The sequence below is a fragment of the Metapseudomonas phytobenefica genome (assembly GCF_043392685.1).
Taxonomy (GTDB): domain Bacteria; phylum Pseudomonadota; class Gammaproteobacteria; order Pseudomonadales; family Pseudomonadaceae; genus Metapseudomonas.
Window position 1 is genome coordinate 25,808 of the sequence record NZ_JBHZGM010000025.1, and the last position, 24,797, is coordinate 50,604.

Sequence of the window (24,797 nt, forward strand, 5' to 3'; positions counted from 1 at the left end):
ATGTGACAGACAAGTGGCCTTCATCCTGCAGGCTGGCCTGGGCCCGGTTCGAAGGATGGGTTGAGGCACGAAACCCATGCTGTACGGCCTTCGCCCTGACTTCAGCTGAGGACGAAGTCGGCGCTGGTGCCGAACAGCCGCTCGAACTGGGCCGCCGGCACCGGGTGGCCGAAGAGGTAGCCCTGCACTTCATCGCAGCCGTGTTCGCGGAGGAAGTTGAGCTGCGCGTGGGATTCCACGCCTTCGGCGATCACCGCCAGGTTCAGGCTGTGGGCCATGGCGATGATGGCGCGGGCGATCTGCGCGTCGCGCTCGCCGTCCGGCAGGCCGTCGACGAAGCTGCGGTCGATCTTCAGCACGTCGATGGGGAACTGCTTGAGGTAGTTGAGCGATGAGTAACCGGTGCCGAAGTCGTCCACCGCGATGCACAGGCCGAGGCGCTTGAGGTTTTCCAGGATCGCCATGGCTTCGCCCACATCGCGCATCAGGATGCTCTCGGTCAGTTCCAGCTCCAGGCAGGCCGGCGGCAGGCCGCTGGCTTGGATGCTGGCGGCGATGCGCTCGGCGAGCTGGCCATCGGCGAACTGGCGGGCGGAGATGTTCACCGAGATTTTCGGCAGGCGCATCTTCGCCTGATGCCAGGCCTTGAGCTGGCGGCAGGCCTCGCCGAGCACCCAGTCGCCCACCTGCACCACCAGGCCGAGTTCCTCCAGCACCGGTATGAAGTCCCCCGGCGGCACCAGCCCGCGCTTGGGGTGGCGCCAGCGCAGCAGGGCCTCGACACCGGTCAGGCGGCGGCCGTCGCCGGAGAATTGCGGCTGGTAGTACAGCAGGAACTCGCCTTGCTCCAGGGCGTGGCGCAGGTCGCTTTCCAGCTCCAGGCGCTCCAGGGCGCGGGCGTTCATGTCCGCCTGGTAGAACTGGAAGTTGTTCTTGCCGCGTTCCTTGGCGTGGTACATGGCGGTGTCGGCGTTCTTCATCAGCTGGCTCAGCTCGCGGCCATCCTGGGGCGAGAGGGCGATGCCGATGCTGGCGGTGACGAAGAATTCGCGGCCTTCGAGGACGAAGGGTCGGGCCAGGCTGTCGAGGATCTGCTCGGCCACATGGATGGCGCGGTTCAACGCCCCTTCGCGGCTGGCGCGCGGCTGCAGCAGCAGGGTGAACTCGTCGCCGCCCATGCGTGCCACGGTGTCGTCCTCATCGACGCAGGCGGCCAGGCGCACGGCGACGTCCTTGAGCATGCGATCGCCGGCGGCATGGCCGAGGGAGTCGTTGATCGGCTTGAAGCGATCCAGGTCGAGGAACATCAGCACCACCCATTCCTGGTGCCGCTCGGCGTGCTGCAGGGCGGTGTGCAGGCGATCCTGGAACAGGGTGCGGTTGGGCAGGTGGGTCAGGCCATCGTAGTAGGCCAGGCGGTGAATGCGCTGTTCGCTGGCCTTGCGCTCGCTGATGTCGCTGAAGAAGCAGACGTAGCTGACCAGGTCGCCGTCCTCGTCGTGCACCGCGGTGATGCCGACCCAGGCCGGGTAATTGTCGCCCTCGCGGCGCTTGAGCCAGATTTCGCCTTCCCAGCTGCCGCGCTGGTTGAGCTGGCTGAGGATGAAATTGAGCTGGTTGGCCTGCTGGCGGTCGGCAGTGAGCATGGCCGGCAGCTGGTCCAGCACATCCCGGGCCTTGTGGCCGGTGATGCGGCAGAAGGCTTTGTTGACCTGGACGATGTAGCCGGCCGGGTCGGTGACCAGGATGGCCGAGGTGGAATGCTCGAACACTGTGGCCGCCATACGCATGTCTTTTTCGGCGCGACGCTGCTGGCTGATGTCGCGGCCGACGCCGAGCACGCCTTCGAAGCGCCCGTATTCGTCCCACATCAGCATGGTGCGCAGTTCTACCGGGACCTTCTGCCCATCGGCGCGCATGCAGTCGAAGACGAACAGCCGCGCCGGCATCTGGCTGCGCAGTTCGGCCAGACGCTGCGGGTTGCCCAGGGCATTGCGGATCTGCTCCAGCTGCTCGAACAGGTCGTGCATCTGCCGTGTGTCGGCGGATATGCCATGGAACCCGTTGGCGATGGCCCAGTCGGCGCTGTAGCCGAGCACCGGCTGCACCGAGGGGCTGACGTAGTTGAGCTGGAGTTCGCTGTCGGTGGTGAAGATCACGTCGCTGATGCTTTCGGCCAGCATGCGGTAGCGGCGTCCGCTCTCGCGCATGGATTCGGTGGCTTCGATCTGCTCGGTGATGTCCTTGGCCACGCCGATCAGGCGGCTGACGCGTCCCTTCTCGTCGCGCGACAGGGCCTGTTCGCGGATGTCGAACCAGCGCCAGCTGCCGTCTTTGTGCCGCCAGCGTAGCTGGCACTGCAGCAGCAGGCCGTCGCCCACCACCTGCTGCAGGCTGCGCATGCGCCAGTACTGTTCGGTGTCGTCCGGGTGCAGCACCTCCTCCCAGAAGCGCTCGCCCATCCTCTGGATGTCTTCCCGGTCGTAGCCCAGCTGCGGGCCGAGGCGGTTGTTGGTGAGCATCACCCGCTTGTTGACGATGTCGTGCACATAGAGGGTATCGGGCAGCGCCAGCACCACGTCGGACCAGAAGCGCTCGCGCTCGATCAGCGACAGCTCGACCTCCTTGCGGCTGGTGATGTCGTTGATGCTCAGGGTGACTGCTTCCAGGTCCTGGATCATGTCCGGCAGGTGCAGAACCAGCCAAATGTGCCGCATCTGGCCCTGGGGGGTGACGATCTCGCTCTCCATTTCCAGGTGCTTCCTGCCGCCCAGCAGGGCCGCCATCAGCTGGAAGCGGATGCCGTCTTCATGCAGCGGATGGGTACCGATCAGTTGCCGCCAGGCCTGCTCGCTGCTGCTGACGCCCAAAAGGTGCATGGCCACCTGGTTGATCTCGGTGATACGCAGCCGCTGCAGCAGCTCGCCATGCTGCTGCGGGTTGTCCCTGATCCACGCGGCCAGGCTGGCGCGGTCGAGCAGGCCGAGTTGGATCAGGTGCTTGCGCAGGTCGGCGAGGTCGAGCACGCAGAGGGCGATGCCGCCGCCCTCGAAGATGTCCTGGTAGCGCCGCCGGGTTTCCTGCAGCACGCGCAGGGCACGCTGTTCTTCCGTGACATCGCGCAGTACCCAGACGTAGCCGAGCAACTGGGAGCCGTCGTCGAGGTCGTTGCGGGTCACGGCCAGCAGGCGCTGTTCGTTGCCGCGCTGGAATTGCACCAGGTCCGAGCCCAGCTCGTGGTCCAGGTTGGGGGTGTTGAGCAGCAACGGGTCCAGGCCCGGCAGCAGGGCCAGCAGGTGGTGGTCCCGGGCGGCCTCGCCGCTGATGCCGAACAGGGCTTCGGCCTGCGGGTTGAGGTAGCTCAGGCGTCCGTCCACCTGGGTCACCAGCACGCGTTCCTCGATCACGCCGAGGGCGCTGGCGGCCTGGCGCAGGGAACGCCGCGAGGCGTCGTTGAGCTCGAGCAGGCTGCGTTGCTCGCGCTGCAGGTAGTAGAGGGCGATCAGCGCCAGGCTGGCGCTGATGAGGAACAGCAGGAACTTGCTGAGCAGTTTGGGCAGCAGGCGGGTGCGCACCTGGCGTTCGTCGTGAAGGGCGCGGAGCTGCCAGTCACTGTGGCCCAGGGGCGAAACGAGGATGGTCTGCGCCTCCTGTTCGGCGGTCACCGGCATCACGATGGGGCTGCTGCGGCTGAACTTGCCGTTCTGCGCCAGGACCCGCTGGAGGAAGTGGTCTTCCAGCAGCCAGCGGTAGTCGCGGTCTTCATGCTTGAGCAGCCAGGTGCGGATGGCTTCGGCATCCAGGCGCAGGACCCAGTAGCCGCTGGGCTCGGGCAGGGGCGACTGGCGCAGGATCAGGTAGACCTCGCCACGGCCCTGGGGGCTGAAGGCGTAGTGGTAGGTCTGGCCTTCGGCACGCTGGACCAGGCTGGCGAGGAACAGGGTGTCGTCGCTGTTTGCCCGGGTGTCCGCCAGCGCGCCGCCGTTGGGATTGAGCCAGGCCAGGCTGGTGACCGATGGCAGGATGGGGCGCAGCAGGTCCAGTTCCGCCAGTTGCCGTTCTTCGCTCGCCGGGAGGGGCGGCCGCTGGCGGAGCAGGGTGAGTACGGCACCCGCCTTCATCTGCATGACCAGCTCAAGGTGACTGGCCAGCTCGCGGGTCAGGGTGTAGTTGCGCTCCCGGGCGCTGTCCTGCAGCTGCCGGTACTCCTGGTGTAATTGCCAGAGCAGCAGGGCCAGCATCAGCAGGACGAGGCCGGCCAGAAGGCCCTTGACCGAACCGCGCGCAGCAGCGTTGTCCAGGGGCTGTCCTGGCTCGGGCTGGGAGGTAGAGGGTGGGCTGGCTGGCACGGATAGCGTTCCTGCTTCTGCTCATGGGGGGCAGGTGACGGGGTGTCCCGGGCCAAGGGGCCGCGGGGCGCGCTAGCATGCCTTGAAGGGATGCAAAGTGCCAGTACGAGCGACGAGCGTCGTTTGCCCTCCCCGGCGCATTCCGGTAGCTTTGCCGCACGCGCGCGGGAGCGCCTGTTCCCTGATCGTCGCTCCCCGCCTTATTCCACACTCGTTACAGCACCAAGGTCAGTCATGGCTCAATACGTCTACACCATGCACCGGGTCGGCAAGGTCGTGCCCCCGAAGCGTGAGATCCTCAAAGACATTTCCCTGTCCTTCTTCCCGGGCGCGAAGATCGGCGTGCTCGGCCTGAACGGCGCGGGCAAGTCGACCCTCCTGCGCATCATGGCCGGGGTGGACACCGAGATCGATGGTGAAGCCCGGCCGATGCCTGGCATCAAGGTCGGCTACCTGCCCCAGGAACCCAAGCTGGATCCGGCCAAGAGCGTGCGTGACATCGTCGAAGAGGCCGTAGGCGAGATCAAACAGGCCCAGGCCCGCCTGGACGAAGTCTATGCCGCCTACGCCGAGCCGGACGCCGACTTCGACGCCCTGGCCGCCGAGCAGGCCAAGCTGGAAGCCATCCTCCAGGCCGCCGACGGCCACAACCTGGAGCGTCAGCTGGAAGTCGCCGCCGACGCCCTGCGCCTGCCGCCGTGGGACGCCAAGATCGAACACCTCTCCGGTGGCGAGAAGCGTCGCGTAGCCCTGTGCCGCCTGCTGCTGTCGGCTCCCGACATGCTGCTGCTGGACGAACCGACCAACCACCTGGATGCCGACTCGGTGGCCTGGCTGGAGCACTTCCTCCACGACTTCCCGGGCACCGTGGTTGCCATTACCCACGACCGTTACTTCCTCGACAACGTCGCCGGCTGGATCCTCGAACTGGACCGCGGCCACGGCATCCCGTTCGAAGGCAACTACTCCGGCTGGCTGGAATCCAAGGCCGCGCGCCTGGCCCAGGAAGCCAAGCAGGAAGCCTCCCACGCCAAGGCCATGAAGGCCGAACTGGAGTGGGTGCGCCAGGGCGCCAAGGGCCGTCAGGCCAAGTCCAAGGCCCGTCTGCAGCGCTTCGAGGAAATGCAGTCCCAGGAATTCCAGAAGCGCAGCGAAACCAACGAGATCTACATCCCGGCCGGTCCGCGCCTGGGCGACAAGGTCATCGAACTGCACAACGTCACAAAGGGCTATGGCGATCGCGTGCTGATCGACAACCTGTCCCTGAGCATCCCGAAAGGCGCCATCGTCGGCGTGATCGGCGGCAACGGCGCGGGCAAGTCCACCCTGTTCCGCATGCTGACCGGCAAGGAGCAACCGGACTCGGGCACCATCGAGATCGGTGAAACCGTGCAGATCGCCAGCGTCGACCAGAGCCGCGACAGCCTGGATGGCACCAAGACCGTCTGGGAGCAGGTGTCCGACGGCTTCGAGCAGATCAGGATCGGCAACTACGAAGTCCCGTCGCGCAGCTACGTCGGCCGCTTCAACTTCAAGGGCGCCGACCAGCAGAAGTTCGTCAAGGACCTCTCCGGTGGTGAGCGTGGCCGCCTGCACCTGGCCCTGACCCTGAAGCAGGGCGGCAATGTGCTGCTGCTCGACGAACCGTCCAACGACCTCGACGTGGAAACCCTGCGCGCGCTGGAAGAAGCGCTGCTGGACTTCCCCGGCTCCGCCATCGTGATCTCCCACGACCGCTGGTTCCTGGACCGTATCGCCACCCACATCCTCTCCTACGAGGACGACGGCAAGGTGACCTTCTTCGAAGGCAACTACACCGAGTTCGAAGCGGACCGCAAGAAACGCCTCGGCGAGGCTGCCGCCCAGCCGCACCGCGTGCGTTACAAGAAGCTGGCGCAGTAAGCGCCAACAGGACAACGGAGCCGCAAGGCTCCGTTGTCGTTTCTGGAGGTTCGATGAAGGGATTCAGCCACTACCTGTTCTGGCTTTCGTCCCTGGCGCTGTTCGGGGTCTGCGGCCTGTACTTTTCCTTCTACCCCTCTCCCGCCTGGAAGGTGCTGTCCGTGCCCTGTTCCCTGGCCCTGGGGGGCGGGCTCTATGCCTGGCTGGCCCGGCGCGAGCGCTTCAGCACCCTGTTCGGGCTGGAAACCGCTGCCGCACGCTGGCAATTGCACCTGACCCTGGGGTCGCTGCTGGCGCTGGTGGTCTGGGGTGCCCTGCAGGTCCCCGTTGCCGCGCTCTATACCCAATGGCTGGGAGACGACGCCGAATTCTCCGCCCGCGTGCTGGGCAAGGTGTCCGGGGGGCTGGGTTGCCAGTTCCGCGTGGAGCTGGCGCTGGACGATGCCGCCATGGGCGTGGGCGTCTGCGTGACCGAGGATGTCTGGCGCTCCCTGCCGGACCATGGCGTGGTGGTGATGCGTGGCAAGCGCAGCGAACTGGGTATCGATCTGCGGGCGATCCAGCAAAAGCCCATGGCGCGCTGAAGCAGCGAGCCTGAAGTGATCTTTCGCGGTGCAATGACGGGTCGCTTTGGTGCAATCCGACTGCCGGCAACCGGCAGTGGAAATGCCTGATTCAGACGGTGTTTGCGTGAGCAAGTCCCTGTAGGTTTCACCCTAATTACATCCAATGCACCAAAAAGTTTCATAAATGCGTCATTTCGCCCTATCTAGGTGCCGCGGCGCTTGGTAGAGTCTCGCGCCAGAAATTGTTCACAAAAGAAAACTGGTGAGACACATGACGCAATCCGTCGACGCTTTCCTGCTGCGCCTGAAGCAGCGCGACCCTGACCAGCCTGAGTTCCATCAGGCGGTGGAAGAGGTGCTGCGCAGTCTCTGGCCATTCCTTGAAGCCAATCCGAAGTACCTGGAGGCCGGCATCATCGAGCGGATCGTCGAGCCGGAGCGTGCTGTCCTGTTCCGGGTACCCTGGGTCGACGATGCCGGCCGTGTGCAGGTGAACCGTGGCTATCGCGTGCAGATGAGCAGCGCCATCGGCCCGTACAAGGGCGGCCTGCGTTTCCATCCGTCGGTGAACCTCGGCGTGCTGAAGTTCCTGGCCTTCGAGCAGGTATTCAAGAACTCCCTGACCTCGCTGCCCATGGGTGGCGGCAAGGGCGGTTCGGACTTCGACCCCAAGGGCAAGAGCGACGCGGAAGTCATGCGCTTCTGCCAGTCCTTCATGAGCGAGCTGTACCGCCACATCGGCGCCGACCTCGACGTGCCGGCCGGTGATATCGGCGTCGGCGCCCGCGAAATCGGCTTCCTCTTCGGCCAGTACAAGCGCCTCTCCAACGAGTTCACCTCGGTCCTCACCGGCAAGGGCCTGGCCTACGGCGGCAGCCTGATCCGCCCCGAAGCCACCGGCTACGGCTGCGTCTACTTCGCCCAGGAAATGCTCAAGGGCCTCGGCCGGGATTTCGACGGCCAGCGTGTGGCCATTTCCGGTTCCGGCAACGTGGCCCAGTACGCGGCGCAGAAGGTGATGGAGCTGGGCGGCAAGGTGATTTCCATGTCCGACTCCGAAGGCACCCTGTTCGCCGAGGCCGGCCTGACCCTGGAACAGTGGGAAGAGCTGATGGAACTGAAAAACGTCCGCCGTGGCCGCATCAGCGAGCTGAACGCGCCGGGCCTGCGCTTCATGCCCGGCCAGCGTCCCTGGTCGCTGCCCTGCGACATCGCGCTGCCCTGCGCCACCCAGAACGAGCTCAACGGCGAAGATGCCCGCACGCTGCTGGCCAATGGCTGCATCTGCGTGGCCGAAGGCGCCAACATGCCGTCGACCCTCGAGGCGGTGGACCTGTTCCTCGAAGCGGGCATCCTCTTCGCCCCGGGCAAGGCATCCAACGCCGGCGGCGTGGCCACCAGCGGCCTGGAAATGAGCCAGAACGCCATGCGCCTGCACTGGACCGCCGGCGAGGTGGACCAGCGCCTGCACGGCATCATGCAGAACATCCACCACGCATGCGTGAGCTACGGCGAAGAAAACGGCCGGATCAACTACGTGAAAGGCGCCAACATCGCCGGCTTCGTGAAAGTCGCCGACGCCATGCTGGCGCAGGGCGTGGTGTAACACTGCGGGCCCTTGGCGAATTCATTCGCCAAGGGCAGCCTGGCTGCCCTTTCCAGCTCCGTAGCCCCTACAGGTTTTCGTCAGTTCGGATGTAGCGCCTTCCCCATGGCACCGGTGCTGTGAACAAGGCCGTCAGCCCTTGACGCAGACCACCTGGCGCAGGGTGTGCACCACTTCCACCAGGTCGCGCTGGGCCGCCATCACCGCGTCTATGTCCTTGTAGGCCATCGGGATCTCGTCGATCACATCCTTGTCCTTACGGCATTCCACATGGGCGGTGGCGCGGACCTGGTCTTCCACGGTGAACAGCTTCTTCGCCCGCCCACGGCTCATCGCGCGGCCGGCGCCGTGGCTGCAGGAGCAGAACGCCTCTTCGTTGCCCAGGCCGCGGACGATGAAGCTCTTCGCGCCCATGGAGCCGGGAATGATGCCCAGCTCCCCCTTCTGCGCCGACACCGCGCCCTTGCGCGTCACCAGCACCTCGCGGCCGAAGTGCCATTCCTTCTGCACGTAGTTGTGGTGGCAGTTCACCGCTTCCAGGCTGGCTTCGAAAGGCTTCCTGAGCACTTTGCGCGCTGCATCGATCACCGCCTGCATCATCAGGGCGCGGTTCTGCCGGGCGAAGTCCTGGGCCCAGCCCACGGCTTCCACGTAGTCGTCGAAGTGCCTGCTGCCTTCTTCGAAATAGGCCAGGTCGCGGTCCGGCAGGTTGGCGATGTGCTGGCGCATGTCGGCCTGGGCCAGTTCGATGAACAGCGTGCCGATGGCATTGCCCACCCCGCGCGAGCCGCTGTGCAGCATGAACCAGACGCGGTCGGCCTCGTCCAGGCAGACCTCGATGAAGTGGTTGCCGGTGCCCAGGGTGCCGAGGTGGTGGCGGTTGTTGGTCTTCTCCAGGCGCGGGTACTTCGAGGTGATCGCCTTGAAGCGCCTGGCCAGGGGGCGCCAGGCCTGGTCGGCGGCATCCGGCACATTGTCCCAGGCGCCCTGGTCGTGCCTGCCGAAGGTCTTGCCGTGGGGCACCGCGCGTTCGATGGCGCTGCGCAGGCCGTGGAGATTGTCCGGCAGGTCGCTGGCGCGCAGGGAGGTGAGGGCGGCGATCATGCCGCAACCGATATCCACGCCCACGGCGGCGGGAATGATGGCGCCCACGGTCGGGATCACGCTGCCGATGGTCGAGCCCTTGCCCAGGTGCACGTCGGGCATCACCGCCAGGTGCTTGTAGATGAAGGGCATCTTCGCCGTGTTGATCAGTTGCTGGCGGGCTTCGTCTTCCACCGGCACGCCCTGGGTCCACAGGCGGATGGGCTTGCCGCCGGCCACCTCAAGCACTTGCGGGCTGTTCGCTTTCATCTGGATTGCCTGATGAACATGTGGATAACCATTCTGGGCCTGTTCGCTCAGGCCGGGTGCGCATCTTACCGACGGAGCTCCTGCGGGCGGCGTTCCGCGAGCGAAGCAGTCCCCGTCAATAGTGGTACCACTTCAGCTCCAGCATCACTTCGTTCACCGGCGCGGCGAGCTGGCTGAACGCCCGTTGCGCGGTCAGGCGCAGGCCGAGGTTGCGGGAGATTTCCCATTGCTGGTTGAGGGACAGCCGGCGGCGGACTTCGCCATTGTGGAAGTAGTCCCCGGCGGCTTCCAGGCTCGTGGTGCCCAGCGGGTTGTGCCAGAGCAGGCCGGTGTTGAAGCCGGCGGCGCTGGCGACGAAGGGGGCGAAGTCTTCGTTGTGCTCGATGCGGGCGGTAGCCAGGGCAAAGCCGAGGGCGTCCTCGCCGAAATTCCACGAGCCGCCGACGCCGCCATTGAGGTGGCTCACCAGGCGTTCGTCGCCATCCTCGCCCAGTACGCGCTCCAGGCCGCCGGCAACCTGCCAGGACAGCGGCTTGAGCAGTTCACCGCGCGGGGTCAGGGAACGGATGGTGGCGAAGTCCAGACGCTGTAGCTGCCAGTGGTTGTCTTCGTACTGGCGCAGCTTGAGCTGGAGGATCTCGATCTGCGCCCCCAGCGGGAAGCCGGACAGGTTGTCGTTGAGATCGTGATAGGCCATGCGCAGGCCGTATTCGGCGAAGGCGCGGTCCTCGCGGGTGCCGGCGCCCAGTTGCCAGGTGCGCGATTCGTGGCCTTCCTCGGGCAGGCCGGGACGCTGCACTTCCAGCGCCGGCGGCGGATTGCGGTTGATGCCCTGCAGCAGCCTGAAGCTGCGGTTGGCCATCTCGCGGGTGCGGTCTTCGCCGGTGGAACGGTAGCGCACCAGGCGGAAGGCGGCGTCCTGGATCAGGGCGCGGCGCGGGGCGGGCAGGGCGAGGAAGGCCGGGTCGTCGAGCAACTGCTCGTCGTCGGCCAGGCGCAGCACCCACTGCTGTTCGGCGTTGTCCAGGGGCTCGGCGCGGGCCAGCAGCTCCTTTTCCCGCGAGGGGCGGTAGTCGATGGACTCCACCAGGCCGGCCTGCTTGACCGCGCGCACCGTGTCGGTGGGGATGGCGGTGATCGGGAACTGATCGGTGAGTTCGATGCCAGGACGCGCGATCTCCAGCAGCTCCAGCAGGCGATAGGAGCAGTTCTCGTCGAAGAAGTAGTAGTCGAAGCGAATCTGCTTGAGTTCCCAGACGTGCTCGACCATGCGCCCGGTTTCCTCCGGGGTGAGGTTCAGGCGGTACTCCCAGAGATCGCGGTTCTCCAGGCGGCTGTATTCCTTGAGCTTGTCGCGATAGGGCACCAGGGCGAACAGGCCGGGGTAGCCGCCCATCAGGCCCTTCCAGGCATAGAGGATGCTGTTGTCCGCACCCTCGATGAAGGCGCCGAAGTTCAGCGCATAGCTGAGCATCACCGTGTTGTTTTCGTGGAAGTCCGGCTGGTCGATGCGCAGCAGGGTGTGGCCGAACATGGACGAGGGGCTGTTCAGGTAGGCGGCGGGGAACACCAGCACCGTGCTGTGCGGGTTGACGTCGGCGTACCAGGTCTTGAACTCGCTGCAGGCCGGCTGCGGCAGGTCGTCGAGCCGGAGCTGTTCGCGCAGCCAGCGGGTGCGCGCCGGGTAGGTGCACTGCGGGTGCCTGTCGCCCTGATCGGCCGGGGTGTAGAGCGCCTCCAGGGTGGCGCGCAGTTCGGCTTCCGGGTTGCCCGGCCCGTCCTCGGCGAGGAAAAAATCGGCATCGTCCACATAGCTGCGCCAGCCGCGCAGCTTGCCCGTCTCGTAATGCCCCAGGGCGATCCAGTAGGGATCGCTGGCCAGGCTCTGCAGGCGTTCAGCGGGGATTTGGGGAGCGGCGTGGGCGGTGATCCAGGTGCACAGGGCGAGGTACGGGAAAATCCGTTTCAAGGGCGCGGCTCTTCTTCATGAGAGGTTCGTCGGGGGGAGCTTTGGGGAAGGCCGGGCGAGTGTCAAGCGAGGCCAGGAGGCGCATTTGCGCAAGTTTGCACGGGCGGGATGCAGGCTGCGTTACAGCGTCCACACTTAAGGGGTGAACTGGGGAGATTCCAGCATGACCGCAACCGATCCGAGGGCGACTCTTGACGCCCTGATAGCGGAGTACACCGCCCGCGCCAATTCCATTCGCGAGGATCTTGCTCGCAGCCACTCGCCGGATTTCGCCGAACAGGCGGGAGAACGGGAGAACGATGAGGTGCTCGAGGCCATCCTGGCCGAAACCGAGGCGGCGCTGCGCCGCGTGGGGCTGGCCAAGCTGCGCCTGGCAGACGGCAGCTACGGCTATTGCCAGCGCTGCGGCGAGCCCATCGAGCCGGCGCGCCTGGCGATACTGCCCGCCGCCGAGTACTGCCTGGACTGCGCCGATCGCGAGCACTGACAACCCCTGGCGCAATGCCTTGCCAGTGATGTCGGGGCGGCGCCAGAATGCGGCCATTGCTTTCTTGCCGAGCCATTAAGGACACTCGATGCCTGATTCCTTCGCTGCGAGCCTGCGACTGGCGCCCGATGCGCTGACCCGTCCGTTCGAGCCCCATCAGTTCAATTTCAAGACCACCGACGACCTCGAGCCCTTCCGCGGCGTACTCGGCCAGGAACGCGCGGTGGAAGCTCTGCAGTTCGGCGTGGCCATGCCGCGTCCGGGTTACAACGTCTATGTGATGGGGGAACCGGGCACCGGCCGCTTCTCCTTCGTCAAACGCTACCTCAAGGCCGAGGGCAAGCGCCTGCAAACCCCGGCGGACTGGCTCTACGTCAACCATTTCGACGAGCCGCGCGAGCCGCGCGCCCTGCAGTTGCCGGCCGGCGAGGCGAGCGGCTTCATCTGCGACATCGAGCATCTGGTGGATAACCTGCTGTCCACCTTCCCGGCGGTCTTCGAGACGCCCACCTACCAGCAGAAGAAGAGCGCCATCGATCGCGCCTTCAACCAGCGCTACGACCGTGCCCTGGATGTGATCGAACGGCTCGCGCTGGAGAAGGACGTCGCCCTCTACCGCGACAGCGCAAACATTGCCTTCACCCCGATGAAGGATGGCAAGGCCCTGGACGAGGCGGACTTCGCCCAGTTGGACGAAGCCGAGCGCGAGCGCTTCCATGATGACATCGCCATGCTGGAGGAGCGCCTGAACGAGGAGCTGTCCAGCCTGCCGCAGTGGAAGCGCGAGTCCAGCAACCAGCTGCGCCAGCTCAACGAGGAAACCATTACCCAGGCCCTGCAGCCGCTGCTTTCGCCGCTCTCGGAGAAGTACGCGGAAAACGCCGGGGTGGTGGCCTATCTGCAGGCGATGCAGGTGAACCTGCTGAAAACGGTGGTGGACCAGCTGCTGGACGACAAGCCGGACGCCCAGCGCCGTGAGCTTCTGGAAGAGCAGTACTGCCCCAGCCTGGTGGTTGGCCATCACGCCAGCGGGGGCGCTCCCGTGGTGTTCGAGCCGCATCCCACCTACGACAACCTGTTCGGCCGCATCGAGTACGGCACCGACCAGGGCGCCCTCTACACCAGCTATCGCCAGCTGCGCCCGGGTGCGTTGCACCGGGCCAATGGCGGTTTCCTGATCCTCGAGGCGGAGAAACTGCTGGGCGAGCCCTTCGTCTGGGATGCCCTCAAGCGCGCCCTGCAGTCGCGCAAGCTGAAGATGGAGTCGCCTCTTGCGGAACTCGGTCGCCTGGCCACCGTCACCCTGACGCCGCAGGTGATCCCGCTGCAGGTGAAGGTGATCATCATCGGCTCGCGCCAGCTCTACTACACGCTGCAGGACCTGGATCCGGACTTCCAGGAGATGTTCCGCGTGCTGGTGGACTTCGACGAGGAGATCGCCCTGTCGGACGACAGCCTCGAACAGTTCGCCCAGTTGCTGAAAACCCGCACCTCGGAAGAGGGCATGGCGCCGCTCACCGCTGCCGCCGTGGCCCGCCTGGCCACCTACAGTGCGCGCCTGGCGGAGCACCAGGGGCGCCTGTCGGCGCGCATCGGTGATCTGTTCCAGCTGGTCAGCGAAGCGGACTTCATCCGCAGCCTGGCTGGCGAGCCGGTAACCGACGTGGGCCACATCGAGCGCGCCCTCAAGGCCAAGGCCACCCGCACCGGCCGGGTATCGGCACGCATCCTCGACGACATGCTGGCGGGGGTGATCCTGATCGATACCGCCGGCGCCGCCGTGGGCAAGTGCAACGGCCTGACCGTGCTGGAAGTGGGCGACTCGGCCTTCGGCGTGCCGGCGCGGATTTCCGCGACCGTCTATCCCGGCAGCTCGGGCATCGTCGACATCGAGCGCGAGGTCAACCTTGGCCAGCCGATCCACTCCAAGGGCGTCATGATCCTCACCGGTTACCTCGGCAGCCGCTATGCGCAGGAATTCCCCCTGGAAATCTCCGCGAGCATCGCCCTGGAGCAGTCCTACGGCTACGTGGACGGCGACAGCGCCTCCCTCGGCGAGGCCTGCACCCTGATCTCCGCGCTGTCGCGCACGCCGCTCAAGCAGTGCTTCGCCATCACCGGCTCGATCAACCAGTTCGGTGAAGTGCAGGCAGTGGGCGGGGTCAACGAGAAGATCGAAGGCTTCTTCCGCCTGTGCGAAGCCCGCGGCCTGACCGGTGAACAGGGTGTGATCATCCCTCACGCCAACGTCACCACCCTGATGCTCGACGAGCGCGTGCTGGATGCGGTGCGCAAGGGGCGCTTCCATGTCTACGCCGTGCGCCAGGCCGACGAGGCCCTGAGCCTGCTGGTGGGTGAGCCGGCAGGCGTGCCTGACGAGAAGGGTCAGTTCCCCGAAGGCAGCGTCAACGCCCGTGTGGTGGCGCGGCTGCGGGAAATCGCCGAGATGGGGCTGGAGGAAGAGGAGAAGGCGGCGCCCGCCCAGGAAGTCGCCGAGATGGTCGCCAAGGTCGCAGCGCCGCCCAAGCCGGCGCGCAAGGGGCCGAAGCAGGAGCCCGGCAAGGCGCCGGTTCCGGACAAGACCCAGGGACCGTCCTGATCGATCCCGTGACCGGCCATGCTGGGGCGAGTTCCCGGCGTGGCTGGTCAGTCACCGAACAGCAGGAAGGGAGGCTCGCGCAATCGGCCTCCCTTCGCGTTTCCCTCATCCTGTTCACAGGGTTATCCACAGTTTGCGTGGATAAGCGTCGCGCTTTCGCAGGTCTACACTCGGGTGTAGGCTGAATTCAGGCCCCTGCGAGGAAAGCCGCCATGACGCGCAACCTCTGCCTTACCCGCCAATGCCTGGGACTGGAGACCCGGATCGAGTGCGTGATCCGTCCGCTGGCGGGAGAGAATGGACTCTGGACGCTGCTCTGTGCGGCGGGAATGTCGGGGGAGCAACCCTCGGCGATCAAAGCCCAGGGCCCATTCCACGGGCCTTTCGTGGCGGAATCGGTGCTCTCGGCGATTGCCGACTGCCTGGCGGAGCAGGGCTATACCGAAGCTCACGACCCGCCGATCTGGCGACTGCACCTGCAAGGCGAGCTGCGACGCCTCAACGGCACGCGCTGCCGAAGCCTGGGTGACTGCCAGTTCCGTCCCGAAAGCTGACAGAGGCTGGTTGATCATTTTTTGAGCAGTGTCTGCCCGTCAGCACCGGGAGCGGTGTTGGCGCTTTGGTCCAGCGTTCGCACACAGACTTATCCACAGCGTTTGGGGATATTTCTTCCTGCCTTGCAGTTATTTTTCTGCAGAAAACTCCTCGTTATACTCGCGGCCGGTTTTTTACTGACTACGAGAAGCCATGGAACGCTTTCTGGAAAACTCGATGTACGCCGCGCGCTGGCTGCTGGCTCCGATCTACTTCGGCCTGTCGCTGGCCTTGCTGGCGTTGTCCCTGAAATTCTTCCAGGAGATCGTGCATATCCTGCCGCACGTCTTCGAGAAGTCCGAGGCGGACCTGATCCTGGTGCTGCTCTCGCTGATCGACATGTCCCTGGTGGGCGGCCTGCTGGTGATGGTGATGATCTCCGGCTACGAGAACTTCGTCTCGCAACTGGACATAGACGAGGACAAGGAGAAGCTGAGCTGGCTCGGCAAGATGGACTCCGGCTCGCTGAAGATGAAGGTGGCGGCCTCCATCGTGGCGATTTCCTCCATCCACCTGCTGCGCATCTTCATGGACGCGCAGAACGTCGATAACAGCAAGATCATGTGGTACGTGATCCTGCACATGACCTTCGTCCTCTCCGCCTTTGCCATGGGCTACCTGGACAAGATGACCAAGCACGACCACTGATTCACGCGCAGCCCCCTTCCGGACCGCCCGTTCGCTGAAAAGCGGACGGGCGGTCGCGTTTCTGCCGTCTGCTGCCGGCCTTGTGCATTAGATTTGAGGTGTACAGCGCGCGAGGGCGACGTCATGAAATTGCACGACCTCACCAGCCATGCCCGTGCCGGGCACGTCGAAGAAATCAACCTGATCTCCCTGGAAGGGGGTATCTACCTGCTGGAGGCTCGCATCGATGGCCATTCCCACCATCTGGACGATGGCCGGGGCCATGCCACGCACCTGCGTTCGGTGGAGCATGCCCGGGAAGTGCTCCACGAGTTCCCGGACCTGCCGTTCCACCTGGTGCACAGCGTGGTGCATGACGAGATGTGTGGAATGGATGCCGATAGCCAGGACACCGTGAGGGTCCCCATCTCGACACGTGTTTCCCACTGAACGGATGGTGGCTCGGAGCCCGCGCCGGGGCAGTGGAAGCTGTGCTAGTCTGGCCGGCCTTTTTACCCTGAGCGGAGCTCCGCGATGTCCCAACTCGACCTTTCCACCGACGAAACCCGCGTCAGCTACGGCATTGGCCGCCAGCTCGGCGACCAGATCCGTGACAATCCTCCGCCCGGCGTGAGCCTGGATGCCGTGCTCGCGGGTCTCAGCGATGCCTTCCAGGGCCTGGAAAGCCGCGTCGACGGTGCTGCCCTGTCTGCCAGCTTCCGCGTGATCCGCGAGCGCATGCAGGCTGAAGCCCAGGCCAAGGCGGAAGCCGCCGCTGGTGCCGGCCGCGCCTACCTGGAAGAGAACGCCAAGCGCGAGGGCGTGACCGTCCTGGCCTCCGGCCTGCAATACGAGGTGCTGGTAGCGGGCGAGGGCGCCAAGCCGTCGGCCGAAGACACCGTGCGCACCCACTACCACGGCACGCTGATCGACGGCACCGTGTTCGACAGCTCCTACGATCGTGGCCAGCCCGCCGAATTCCCGGTGGGCGGCGTGATCGCCGGCTGGGTGGAAGCCCTGCAGCTGATGAATACCGGCAGCAAGTGGCGTCTGCACGTACCGAGCGAACTGGCCTACGGCGGCCAGGCTGTCGGCAGCATCCCGCCGCACAGCGTGCTGGTGTTCGACGTGGAGCTCCTGGACATCCTCTGATCCAGGTGACTCCTGGGCGAGCCGTCCCTGGCCCGCCCAGTACCCGCGAGGGCGCCTTTGCCCTCGCTGCAAGCCGGCGCCCGGGCGCCGGCATTGCGGATGACGCGTCCCGGCGTCACCCGGATTCCCAAATCCCTTTCAGTGCGCCTCACCGTGGGGGCGCAGCGCCCTGGCGTAGCAGAACAGGAAGAGATTGCGCACCAGCTCCTTGAGTACCAGCGGTTCGCTGGAGTTCAGACCGGCGAGGTCAAGGTCGCCCTGGTCGCGCAGTTCGTCGAGGTCTTGTTCTTCCAGTACGGCGCACACCTCACCGGTTTCCCGATGGAGTATCCGCAGGTAGGGGTCGGGGCGATCCAGCCAGGCATCGATCAGGTAGGTCATGGCTCATCTCCTTGAAAAACGCAGAGATGAGAATAATTCCTATTAGCAAAATAACAAGCCCCAATCGATGCCTTTCATCGAGGCAGAAAAAAGCCCGTCACCAGGACGGGCTTTTCAGCGGATCGGGACTCAGTGGGTCCGCGCTACGGCGAATTCTGTGAGCTCGATCAGGGCATCGCGGTAGGCGTTGGACGGCAGCGCGTCCAGGCAGGCGATGGCGCGGGCGGCGTAGTCGCGGGCCAGGCGCGCGGTGTAATCCAGGGCGCCGGCGGCTTCGACCGCGGCACGGATGCCTTCCAGGTCCTGGCTGCCGCCTTGCTGGATGGCCTTGCGCACCAGGTTGGCCTGCTCCGGAGAACCGTCGCGCATGGTGGCGATCAGCGGCAGGGTGGGCTTGCCTTCGGCCAGGTCGTCACCGACGTTCTTGCCGAGGGTGGCGGCATCACCGCGGTAGTCGAGCAGGTCGTCCACCAGCTGGAAGGCAATGCCCAGGGCGTCGCCGAACTGGCGCAGGGCTTCGGCCTGTTCGGCGCTCGCGCCGGCCAGCATCGCTGCGCTGTGGGTAGAGGCCTCGAAGAGCATCGCGGTCTTGCCGCGGATGACTTCCATGTAGGTTTCTTCGGTGGTGCTGGCGTCGCGGATCTTGGACAGCTGCAGCACTTCGCCTTCGGCGATGACCCGGGTGGCCTGGGAGATGATGCGCATCACCGGCATGGAGCCGAGTTCCACCATCATTTCGAAGGAGCGGGCATAGAGGAAGTCGCCCACCAGCACGCTCGGCGCGTTGCCCCACAGGGCATTGGCGGTGGAGCGGCCGCGGCGCAGGCCGGAAGCGTCCACCACGTCGTCGTGGAGCAGGGTGGAGGTGTGCAGGAACTCGATGGTGGCGGCCAGCAGGCGCAGCTGGTCGCCGCCGAAGCCCAGGGCATTGCCGCTCAGCAGGACCAGGAGCGGGCGCAGGCGCTTGCCGCCGGCGGAGACGATGTAATCACCGATCTTCTCCACCAGGGGAACGCGGGAGGTCAACTGCCGGCGAATGATGTCGTCGACTGCGGTAAAATCGTCCGCCACCACGCGGTAGAAAGCCTGGGGTTGCATCAGCCAGAGGTGCTCCAATTGGGATGCGCGGCATGCTAGGGACCGGGCCGGGGGCTGTCAAGGCGAGCGCTGGCGGTGCTTGCGCGGCAATCGTGGCTTGCGTACAATCGCGGCCCCTGAACTTCCTTGGGCATTTTCCTGCCTTACGCAATTGCACGGGTGTCAGTTCCGGCCCCATGCAGCCATGCCGACCCATACCTCTTTCTATAAAGCGTCGGGTGAGCAGGTTTAACGGAGAAAATCCATGTACGCAGTTATCGTTACCGGCGGCAAGCAATACAAAGTCGCTGAAGGTGAATTCCTGAAAGTCGAGAAGCTCGAAGTCGCCACCGGCGAATCCGTGACTTTCGACCGCGTCCTGCTGATCGGCAATGGCGAAGACGTGAAAATCGGTGCTCCGGTCGTAGATGGCGCCAAAGTAGTCGCTGAAGTGGTCTCCCAGGGCCGTCACGACAAAGTGCGCATCATCAAGTTCCGTCGTCGTAAGCACCACATGAAGCGCCAGGGCCACCGCCAGTGGTTCACTGAAATCAAGATCACCGGCATCCAGGCCTAATTTCCTTTTTGGAGGATTTGACTCATGGCACACAAAAAAGCTGGCGGTTCTACCCGCAACGGCCGCGACTCAGAAAGTAAACGCCTTGGCGTGAAGCTTTACGGCGGCCAGGCTGTCAAGGCCGGCAACATCATCGTGCGTCAGCGCGGCACCAAGTTCCACGCCGGTTTCGGCGTAGGCCTGGGCAAGGACCACACCCTGTTCGCTAAAGTGGACGGCGTGATCAAGTTCGAGGTCAAAGGTGCTTTCGGTCGCAAGTACGTGAGCATCGTCGCTGCCTGATAGCGACCTCGCTGGAAGAGCCCCGTCTTGCGACGGGGCTTTTTTGTTTCTGCTTCGTGGAAACTCTGCATCGGGCAGGGTTCCCTGTATCCTATGTGCTTTGTTTCACTCAACCCGTCCCCGTGGCGGGAGGCGTCCTGATGAAATTCGTCGATGAAGTATCGATCTTTGTAAAAGCGGGCGACGGCGGCAACGGCCTGATGAGTTTCCGTCGCGAAAAATTCATTGAGAAGGGCGGCCCCAACGGTGGTGACGGGGGCGATGGCGGCTCCGTGTTCATGGAGGCCGATCCGAATCTCAATACCCTGGTGGATTATCGCTACACCCGTCGTTTCGATGCCCAGCGCGGTGAGAACGGCGGCAGCAAGGACTGCACCGGGCGCAAGGGTGATGACCTGATCCTGCCGGTGCCGGTGGGCACCACGGTGATCGACGCGTCCACCCAGGAAATCATCGGCGACCTGACCAAGCCGGGTCAGCGCCTGCTGGTGGCCCAGGGTGGCTGGCACGGCCTGGGCAACACCCGTTTCAAATCCAGTACCAACCGCGCGCCGCGCCAGACCACCAAGGGCAAGCCGGGCGAGTCCCGCGACCTCAAGCTGGAGCTGAAGGTGCTGGCTGACGTTGGCCTGCTGGGGCTGCCGAATGCCGGCAAGAGCACCTTCATTCGCGCGGTATCCGCCGCCAAGCCGAAGGTCGCCGACTACCCCTTCACCACCTTGGTGCCGAACCTCGGTGTGGTCAGCGTGGGGCGCTTCAAGTCCTTCGTCGTGGCCGACATTCCCGGCCTGATCGAGGGCGCTGCCGAAGGTGCCGGCCTCGGCATTCGTTTCCTCAAGCACCTGGCGCGTACCCGCCTGTTGCTGCACATCGTCGACATGGCGCCGCTGGACGAAAGCGATCCGGCCGAAGCTGCCGCGACCATCATCGAAGAGCTTGCCCGATTCAGCCCTGCGCTGACCGAGCGTGATCGCTGGCTGGTGCTGAACAAGGCCGACCAGCTTCTCGACGAGGATCGTGATGCACGCATGAAGGCGGTGATCGAGCGCCTGGGTTGGGAGGGGCCGGTATTCGTGATTTCCGCCCTGGAGCGCGAAGGTACCGAGGCGCTTTCCCAGGAGATCATGCGTTACCTCGACGAGCGCAGCCTGCGCATGGAGGAGGACCCAGAATACGCCGAACGGCTCACCGAGCTGGATCAGCGCATCGAGGACGAGGCGCGTGCCCGTCTGCAGGCCATGGATGACCAGCGCGCCCTGCGCCGTGCCGGCCTGAAGAGTGCCGGTGCCGACGATGACGACGATTTCGATGACGACGAGGATGACGGCGACGGGCCGGAAATCTTCTACGTGCCCTGAGCCCGGCGCCGCCCGGCGCTGTGGAGTGTTCGCATGGCCGCGCGCCTTGCCGCGCGGCCTTCTAGCTAAGGTTGGACGATATGCGGGACAAGGTGACTGGCGCGCAGCGCTGGGTGGTGAAGATCGGTAGTGCGTTGCTCACGGCTGATGGCCGTGGGCTGGATCGTTCGGCCATGGCGGTTTGGGTCGAGCAAATGGTGGCCCTGCGCGATGCGGGCGTAGAACTGGTGCTGGTGTCTTCCGGTGCCGTGGCGGCGGGTATGAGCCGCCTGGGCTGGAGCAGTCGCCCGAGCGCCGTGCATGAGCTGCAGGCTGCGGCTTCTGTGGGGCAGATGGGCTTGGTCCAGGCCTGGGAGTCCAGTTTCGCCGAGCATGGCCGCCACACTGCGCAGATCCTGCTCACCCACGACGACCTGTCGGATCGCAAGCGCTACCTGAATGCGCGCAGCACTCTGCGTACGCTGGTGGAGCTGGGGGCGATCCCGGTGATCAACGAGAACGACACCGTGGTCACCGACGAGATCCGTTTCGGCGACAACGACACCCTGGCGGCCCTTGTGGCCAACCTGGTGGAAGCCGACCTGCTGGTGATCCTCACCGACCGCGATGGCATGTTCGACGCCGATCCGCGCCACAACCCCGATGCTCAGCTGATCTTCGAGGCTCGTGCCGATGACCCGGCCCTGGATGCCGTGGCCGGCGGAACCGGTGGTGCCTTGGGGCGCGGCGGTATGCAGACCAAGCTGCGTGCGGCTCGCCTGGCGGCGCGCTCCGGTGCCTACACGGTGATCGTCGGCGGGCGCATCGAGCGGGTGCTGGATCGCCTCAAGGCTGGCGAGCGCCTGGGTACGCTGCTGGCGCCCGAGCGCGGCACGCTGGCGGCACGCAAGCAATGGCTGGCGGGGCATCTGCAAACGCGCGGCACCCTGGTGCTCGATGCGGGGGCGGTCAAGGCGCTGCGTGAAGATCGCAAGAGCCTGTTGCCGGTTGGTGTGAAGGCCGTCCAGGGCAGTTTCCGTCGCGGCGAGATGGTGGTCTGCGTCGGTCCTGATGGTTCGGAAATCGCTCGCGGTCTGGCCAACTACAGCGCCCTCGAGGCGCAGAAGATCATTGGCCAGTCCTCCGATCTCATCGAAAAGCTGCTGGGCTATGTCGATGAGCCGGAACTGGTGCATCGCGATAACCTGGTCCTGGTCTGAGGCGTGGGGGAAGGGATGCGACTGATCAAGGGAATGGCTGCGGCGCTGCTGGTGGTGCCGCTGCTGGCTGGGGCTGAAGAGATTGGCTCGGTGTCGACGGTGTTCAAGTGGGTCGGTCCGAACGACAAGATCGTGTTGGAGGCGTTCGACGATCCCAAGGTGGAAGGCGTGACCTGCTATCTGTCGCGGGCCAAGACTGGCGGTGTGAAGGGTGGCCTGGGGCTGGCCGAGGATCGAGCCGAGGCGTCCATCGCCTGTCGCCAGGTCGGGCCTATCCGCTTCAGTGGCGAGCTCAAGGACGGCGAGGAGGTGTTCAAGGAGCGCACTTCGCTGGTGTTCAAGACCATGCAGGTGGTGCGCTTTTTCGATCGCAAGCGCAATACCCTGGTCTATCTGGTCTATAGCGACCGGGTGATCGAGGGCAGTCCGCAGAATTCCGTCACGGCAATCCCGATCCTGCCATGGCCGAACAGGCCCTGAGATAACTGGAAAGAGCGCGTGCTGTTCATATAAGAACGCCGCTTATCCCTCATCGGTAAGCGGCGTTTCTGCTTTCTGTGCCGGGAAATCGCGGCAGGAGCCAGCTTGCTGGCAGAGAGGTGATGTCCCGGAAAGCTTCGCGAGTACAAAGTCCAGGCAATAAAAAAACCGGCCGTGAAGGCCGGTTTTTCGCAAGAACTCAAGCTTAGGCAGCAGCTTGACCGAGCGCCTTGATGTGGGCGTTCAGGCGGCTCTTGTGACGAGCAGCTTTGTTCTTGTGGATGATGCCTTTGTCAGCCATGCGGTCGATCACCGGAACGGCAGCGGTGAAAGCGGCCTGGGCTTTCGGCAGGTCCTTGGCGTCGATAGCCTTGACCACGTTCTTGATGTAGGTACGGACCATGGAGCGCAGGCTGGCGTTATGGCTACGACGCTTCTCAGCCTGTTTGGCGCGTTTTTTGGCAGAAGGTGTGTTGGCCACCGTCAAGCTCCTCGAAACTGGGGGATTGAATCAAATTAAGGCCGCGAATCATGCCCACGCGCTTTGGGCTTGTCAAGGGCGATCCGGTGGATGGGGCGACGAGCGTAAGCTTTTCTTCCGGATGATTTTATCCTGCCCGGACTCTACACTCGGCAGCCTTGAACCTCCCCCGGCAGCGCTGCCCGGCGGGAGGCGCACTTTCTCTCCGGACCCCTGAATGAATCTGCTCAAGTCGCTGGCGGCTGTCAGCTCCATCACCATGCTTTCCCGCGTGCTGGGTTTTGTCCGTGACACTATCGTTGCGCGGTTCTTCGGCGCCGGCATGGCGACCGACGCCTTCTTCGTCGCCTTCAAGCTGCCGAACCTGCTGCGCCGGATCTTCGCCGAAGGCGCGTTCTCCCAGGCTTTCGTCCCCATCCTCGCCGAGTACAAGACCCAGCAGGGGGAGGAGGCGACCCGTACCTTCATCGCCTACGTCTCCGGCTTGCTGACGCTGGTTCTGGCGCTGGTGACCCTGGTGGGGATCCTGGCTGCGCCCTGGGTGATCTGGGTGACCGCGCCGGGCTTCGCCGATACCCCCGAGAAGTTCGCCCTGACCACGGATCTGCTGCGGGTGACCTTCCCCTATATCTTCCTGATTTCGCTGTCCTCCCTGGCCGGCGCCATCCTCAATACCTGGAACCGCTTTTCGGTACCGGCCTTCGTGCCGACCTTGCTGAACGTCAGCATGATCGTCTTCGCGTTGTTCCTGACGCCCTATTTCGACCCGCCCGTCATGGCCCTCGGCTGGGCCGTGCTGGCTGGTGGCCTGGCACAGCTGCTCTACCAGCTGCCGGCGCTGAAACGCATCGGCATGCTCGTGCTGCCGCGCCTGAATCTGCGCGACACCGGCGTCTGGCGCGTGCTCAAGCAGATGGGGCCGGCGATCTTCGGGGTGTCCGTGGGGCAGATCTCGCTGATCATCAACACCATCTTCGCCTCGTTCCTGGCAGCCGGTTCCGTGTCCTGGATGTACTACGCCGACCGCCTGATGGAGTTGCCGTCCGGCGTGCTCGGGGTGGCCCTGGGCACCATCCTGCTGCCCTCCCTGGCCAAGACCTATGCCAGCGATGATCGCCAGGCCTACTCGCAGTTGCTCGACTGGGGCCTGCGCCTGTGTTTCCTCCTGGTGCTGCCTTGCACCCTGGCGCTGGCCCTGCTGGCCGAGCCGCTGACGGTGGCGCTGTTCCAGTACGGCAAGTTCACCGCCAATGACGCCCTGATGACCCAGCGTGCGCTGATCGCCTACGCCGTGGGGCTGCTCGGGATCATCCTGGTGAAGGTGCTGGCGCCCGGTTTCTATGCCCGACAGAACATCCGCACGCCGGTGAAGATCGCCGTTTTCACCCTGGTGGCGACTCAGCTGATGAACCTTGCCTTCGTTTTCCCGCTGAAGCATGCCGGTCTGGCGCTGGCCATCAGCCTCGCGGCCTGCATGAACGCCGGCCTGCTCTACTGGCAGCTGCGCAAGCAGCGCCTGTTCCAGCCGCAACCCGGCTGGGGCCGGTTCCTCGTCAAGCTGGGGCTGGCGGTGCTGGTGATGTGTGCGGTTCTGCTGGGCGTAATGCACCTGCTGCCGGCCTGGGAGCTGGGTGGCATGCCCGAGCGCCTGCTGCGCCTTGGCGTGCTCGTCGGCTCTGGTGTGATGGCCTATTTCGGCATGCTGGCCGTGCTGGGCTTCAGGCTTCGCGACTTCGCCCGGCGGGCCGTGTGATTCGC

The 24,797-nt window shown here is 65.0% G+C and carries 21 protein-coding genes; 15 read left to right on the top strand and 6 right to left on the bottom strand.

What is annotated here, in order from left to right; genetic code table 11:
- Positions 1-101: 101 nt before the first annotated feature.
- Positions 102-4,241, bottom strand: coding sequence for a sensor domain-containing protein (locus ACFW0B_RS18815; protein WP_449150557.1), 4,140 nt, complete (start codon positions 4,239-4,241; stop codon positions 102-104).
- A gap of 342 nt (positions 4,242-4,583) precedes the next feature.
- Between ACFW0B_RS18815 and ettA the strand changes: the two genes are divergently transcribed.
- From ettA to gdhA, 3 genes are all read left to right on the top strand, one after another.
- Positions 4,584-6,251 carry an energy-dependent translational throttle protein EttA gene (gene ettA / locus ACFW0B_RS18820; protein ID WP_449150525.1) on the top strand — a complete coding sequence of 556 codons (1,668 nt, stop codon included), beginning with the start codon at positions 4,584-4,586 and terminating at the stop codon, positions 6,249-6,251.
- A 53-nt stretch (positions 6,252-6,304) separates the two neighbouring features.
- Positions 6,305-6,835 carry a hypothetical protein gene (locus ACFW0B_RS18825; RefSeq protein WP_449150526.1) on the top strand — a complete coding sequence of 177 codons (531 nt, stop codon included), beginning with the start codon at positions 6,305-6,307 and terminating at the stop codon, positions 6,833-6,835.
- A gap of 253 nt (positions 6,836-7,088) precedes the next feature.
- On the top strand, positions 7,089-8,423 hold the full coding sequence (gene gdhA, locus ACFW0B_RS18830; RefSeq protein WP_449150527.1) for an NADP-specific glutamate dehydrogenase: 1,335 nt from the start codon (positions 7,089-7,091) through the stop codon (positions 8,421-8,423).
- Positions 8,424-8,555: 132 nt separating this feature from the next.
- Here the strand turns inward: gdhA and ACFW0B_RS18835 are convergent, their stop codons facing one another.
- Together ACFW0B_RS18835 and ACFW0B_RS18840 are read right to left on the bottom strand one after the other, a co-directional pair.
- Positions 8,556-9,776 carry an RtcB family protein gene (locus tag ACFW0B_RS18835; RefSeq protein ID WP_449150528.1) on the bottom strand — a complete coding sequence of 407 codons (1,221 nt, stop codon included), beginning with the start codon at positions 9,774-9,776 and terminating at the stop codon, positions 8,556-8,558.
- A gap of 115 nt (positions 9,777-9,891) precedes the next feature.
- On the bottom strand, positions 9,892-11,745 hold the full coding sequence (locus ACFW0B_RS18840) for an Lnb N-terminal periplasmic domain-containing protein (protein WP_449150529.1): 1,854 nt from the start codon (positions 11,743-11,745) through the stop codon (positions 9,892-9,894).
- A 163-nt stretch (positions 11,746-11,908) separates the two neighbouring features.
- On the opposite strand from ACFW0B_RS18840, the gene ACFW0B_RS18845 reads away from it, so the two are divergent.
- The 6 genes from ACFW0B_RS18845 (at position 11,909) to ACFW0B_RS18870 (ending at position 17,204) form a co-directional block, all read left to right on the top strand.
- On the top strand, positions 11,909-12,232 hold the full coding sequence (locus tag ACFW0B_RS18845; protein WP_449150530.1) for a TraR/DksA family transcriptional regulator: 324 nt from the start codon (positions 11,909-11,911) through the stop codon (positions 12,230-12,232).
- 88 nt (positions 12,233-12,320) lie between these two features.
- Positions 12,321-14,831, top strand: coding sequence for a Lon protease family protein (locus ACFW0B_RS18850; protein WP_449150531.1), 2,511 nt, complete (start codon positions 12,321-12,323; stop codon positions 14,829-14,831).
- A gap of 212 nt (positions 14,832-15,043) precedes the next feature.
- Complete coding sequence (locus ACFW0B_RS18855; RefSeq protein ID WP_449150532.1) at positions 15,044-15,385, top strand: PA4575 family protein; 342 nt, start codon at positions 15,044-15,046, stop codon at positions 15,383-15,385.
- A 193-nt stretch (positions 15,386-15,578) separates the two neighbouring features.
- Positions 15,579-16,073 carry a TIGR00645 family protein gene (locus tag ACFW0B_RS18860; protein ID WP_449150533.1) on the top strand — a complete coding sequence of 165 codons (495 nt, stop codon included), beginning with the start codon at positions 15,579-15,581 and terminating at the stop codon, positions 16,071-16,073.
- Positions 16,074-16,196: 123 nt separating this feature from the next.
- A complete protein-coding gene (locus ACFW0B_RS18865) occupies positions 16,197-16,502 on the top strand; it encodes a DUF6482 family protein (RefSeq protein ID WP_449150534.1) in 306 nt (101 codons plus the stop codon).
- 84 nt (positions 16,503-16,586) lie between these two features.
- Positions 16,587-17,204 carry an FKBP-type peptidyl-prolyl cis-trans isomerase gene (locus ACFW0B_RS18870; RefSeq protein WP_449150535.1) on the top strand — a complete coding sequence of 206 codons (618 nt, stop codon included), beginning with the start codon at positions 16,587-16,589 and terminating at the stop codon, positions 17,202-17,204.
- A gap of 138 nt (positions 17,205-17,342) precedes the next feature.
- Here the strand turns inward: ACFW0B_RS18870 and ACFW0B_RS18875 are convergent, their stop codons facing one another.
- Positions 17,343-17,585: a PA4570 family protein gene (locus ACFW0B_RS18875; RefSeq protein ID WP_449150536.1), complete on the bottom strand. Its 243-nt coding sequence runs from the start codon at positions 17,583-17,585 to the stop codon at positions 17,343-17,345.
- Positions 17,586-17,714: 129 nt separating this feature from the next.
- Complete coding sequence (locus ACFW0B_RS18880; protein ID WP_449150537.1) at positions 17,715-18,683, bottom strand: polyprenyl synthetase family protein; 969 nt, start codon at positions 18,681-18,683, stop codon at positions 17,715-17,717.
- A gap of 244 nt (positions 18,684-18,927) precedes the next feature.
- Between ACFW0B_RS18880 and rplU the strand changes: the two genes are divergently transcribed.
- The 5 genes from rplU (at position 18,928) to ACFW0B_RS18905 (ending at position 22,558) form a co-directional block, all read left to right on the top strand.
- The gene (rplU, locus tag ACFW0B_RS18885) at positions 18,928-19,239 is read left to right on the top strand and encodes a 50S ribosomal protein L21 (RefSeq protein ID WP_044872190.1); all 312 of its coding nucleotides are present in this window, start codon (positions 18,928-18,930) and stop codon (positions 19,237-19,239) included.
- A gap of 24 nt (positions 19,240-19,263) precedes the next feature.
- Positions 19,264-19,521 (top strand): 50S ribosomal protein L27, encoded by a 258-nt coding sequence (rpmA, locus tag ACFW0B_RS18890; RefSeq protein ID WP_449150538.1) that lies wholly within the window; start codon positions 19,264-19,266, stop codon positions 19,519-19,521.
- 140 nt (positions 19,522-19,661) lie between these two features.
- On the top strand, positions 19,662-20,879 hold the full coding sequence (cgtA, locus tag ACFW0B_RS18895; RefSeq protein ID WP_449150539.1) for an Obg family GTPase CgtA: 1,218 nt from the start codon (positions 19,662-19,664) through the stop codon (positions 20,877-20,879).
- Positions 20,880-20,959: 80 nt separating this feature from the next.
- On the top strand, positions 20,960-22,078 hold the full coding sequence (gene proB / locus ACFW0B_RS18900) for a glutamate 5-kinase (protein WP_449150540.1): 1,119 nt from the start codon (positions 20,960-20,962) through the stop codon (positions 22,076-22,078).
- A 15-nt stretch (positions 22,079-22,093) separates the two neighbouring features.
- Positions 22,094-22,558 (top strand): CreA family protein, encoded by a 465-nt coding sequence (locus tag ACFW0B_RS18905; protein ID WP_449150541.1) that lies wholly within the window; start codon positions 22,094-22,096, stop codon positions 22,556-22,558.
- Positions 22,559-22,763: 205 nt separating this feature from the next.
- On the opposite strand, the gene rpsT is transcribed toward ACFW0B_RS18905, so the two are convergent.
- The gene (gene rpsT / locus ACFW0B_RS18910; RefSeq protein WP_069082204.1) at positions 22,764-23,039 is read right to left on the bottom strand and encodes a 30S ribosomal protein S20; all 276 of its coding nucleotides are present in this window, start codon (positions 23,037-23,039) and stop codon (positions 22,764-22,766) included.
- Positions 23,040-23,256: 217 nt separating this feature from the next.
- Between rpsT and murJ the strand changes: the two genes are divergently transcribed.
- Positions 23,257-24,792, top strand: coding sequence for a murein biosynthesis integral membrane protein MurJ (murJ, locus tag ACFW0B_RS18915; RefSeq protein WP_449150542.1), 1,536 nt, complete (start codon positions 23,257-23,259; stop codon positions 24,790-24,792).
- The last annotated feature ends 5 nt before the right edge of the window (positions 24,793-24,797 follow it).

Bases quoted from the DNA above. Each gene is read 5' to 3' on its own strand.
- ettA (WP_449150525.1), top strand. From the start codon at position 4,584: ATGGCTCAATACGTCTACACCATGCACCGGGTCGGCAAGGTCGTGCCC.
- ACFW0B_RS18905 (WP_449150541.1), top strand. From the start codon at position 22,094: ATGCGACTGATCAAGGGAATGGCTGCGGCGCTGCTGGTGGTGCCGCTG.
- ACFW0B_RS18865 (WP_449150534.1), top strand. From the start codon at position 16,197: ATGAAATTGCACGACCTCACCAGCCATGCCCGTGCCGGGCACGTCGAA.
- ACFW0B_RS18870 (WP_449150535.1), top strand. From the start codon at position 16,587: ATGTCCCAACTCGACCTTTCCACCGACGAAACCCGCGTCAGCTACGGC.
- murJ (WP_449150542.1), top strand. From the start codon at position 23,257: ATGAATCTGCTCAAGTCGCTGGCGGCTGTCAGCTCCATCACCATGCTT.
- cgtA (WP_449150539.1), top strand. From the start codon at position 19,662: ATGAAATTCGTCGATGAAGTATCGATCTTTGTAAAAGCGGGCGACGGC.
- ACFW0B_RS18855 (WP_449150532.1), top strand. From the start codon at position 15,044: ATGACGCGCAACCTCTGCCTTACCCGCCAATGCCTGGGACTGGAGACC.
- ACFW0B_RS18880 (WP_449150537.1), bottom strand. From the start codon at position 18,683: ATGCAACCCCAGGCTTTCTACCGCGTGGTGGCGGACGATTTTACCGCA.
- rpmA (WP_449150538.1), top strand. From the start codon at position 19,264: ATGGCACACAAAAAAGCTGGCGGTTCTACCCGCAACGGCCGCGACTCA.
- proB (WP_449150540.1), top strand. From the start codon at position 20,960: ATGCGGGACAAGGTGACTGGCGCGCAGCGCTGGGTGGTGAAGATCGGT.
- ACFW0B_RS18860 (WP_449150533.1), top strand. From the start codon at position 15,579: ATGGAACGCTTTCTGGAAAACTCGATGTACGCCGCGCGCTGGCTGCTG.
- rplU (WP_044872190.1), top strand. From the start codon at position 18,928: ATGTACGCAGTTATCGTTACCGGCGGCAAGCAATACAAAGTCGCTGAA.
- ACFW0B_RS18845 (WP_449150530.1), top strand. From the start codon at position 11,909: ATGACCGCAACCGATCCGAGGGCGACTCTTGACGCCCTGATAGCGGAG.
- ACFW0B_RS18815 (WP_449150557.1), bottom strand. From the start codon at position 4,241: ATGCTGGCCCTGCTGCTCTGGCAATTACACCAGGAGTACCGGCAGCTG.
- gdhA (WP_449150527.1), top strand. From the start codon at position 7,089: ATGACGCAATCCGTCGACGCTTTCCTGCTGCGCCTGAAGCAGCGCGAC.
- ACFW0B_RS18835 (WP_449150528.1), bottom strand. From the start codon at position 9,776: ATGAAAGCGAACAGCCCGCAAGTGCTTGAGGTGGCCGGCGGCAAGCCC.
- ACFW0B_RS18875 (WP_449150536.1), bottom strand. From the start codon at position 17,585: ATGACCTACCTGATCGATGCCTGGCTGGATCGCCCCGACCCCTACCTG.
- ACFW0B_RS18850 (WP_449150531.1), top strand. From the start codon at position 12,321: ATGCCTGATTCCTTCGCTGCGAGCCTGCGACTGGCGCCCGATGCGCTG.
- ACFW0B_RS18825 (WP_449150526.1), top strand. From the start codon at position 6,305: ATGAAGGGATTCAGCCACTACCTGTTCTGGCTTTCGTCCCTGGCGCTG.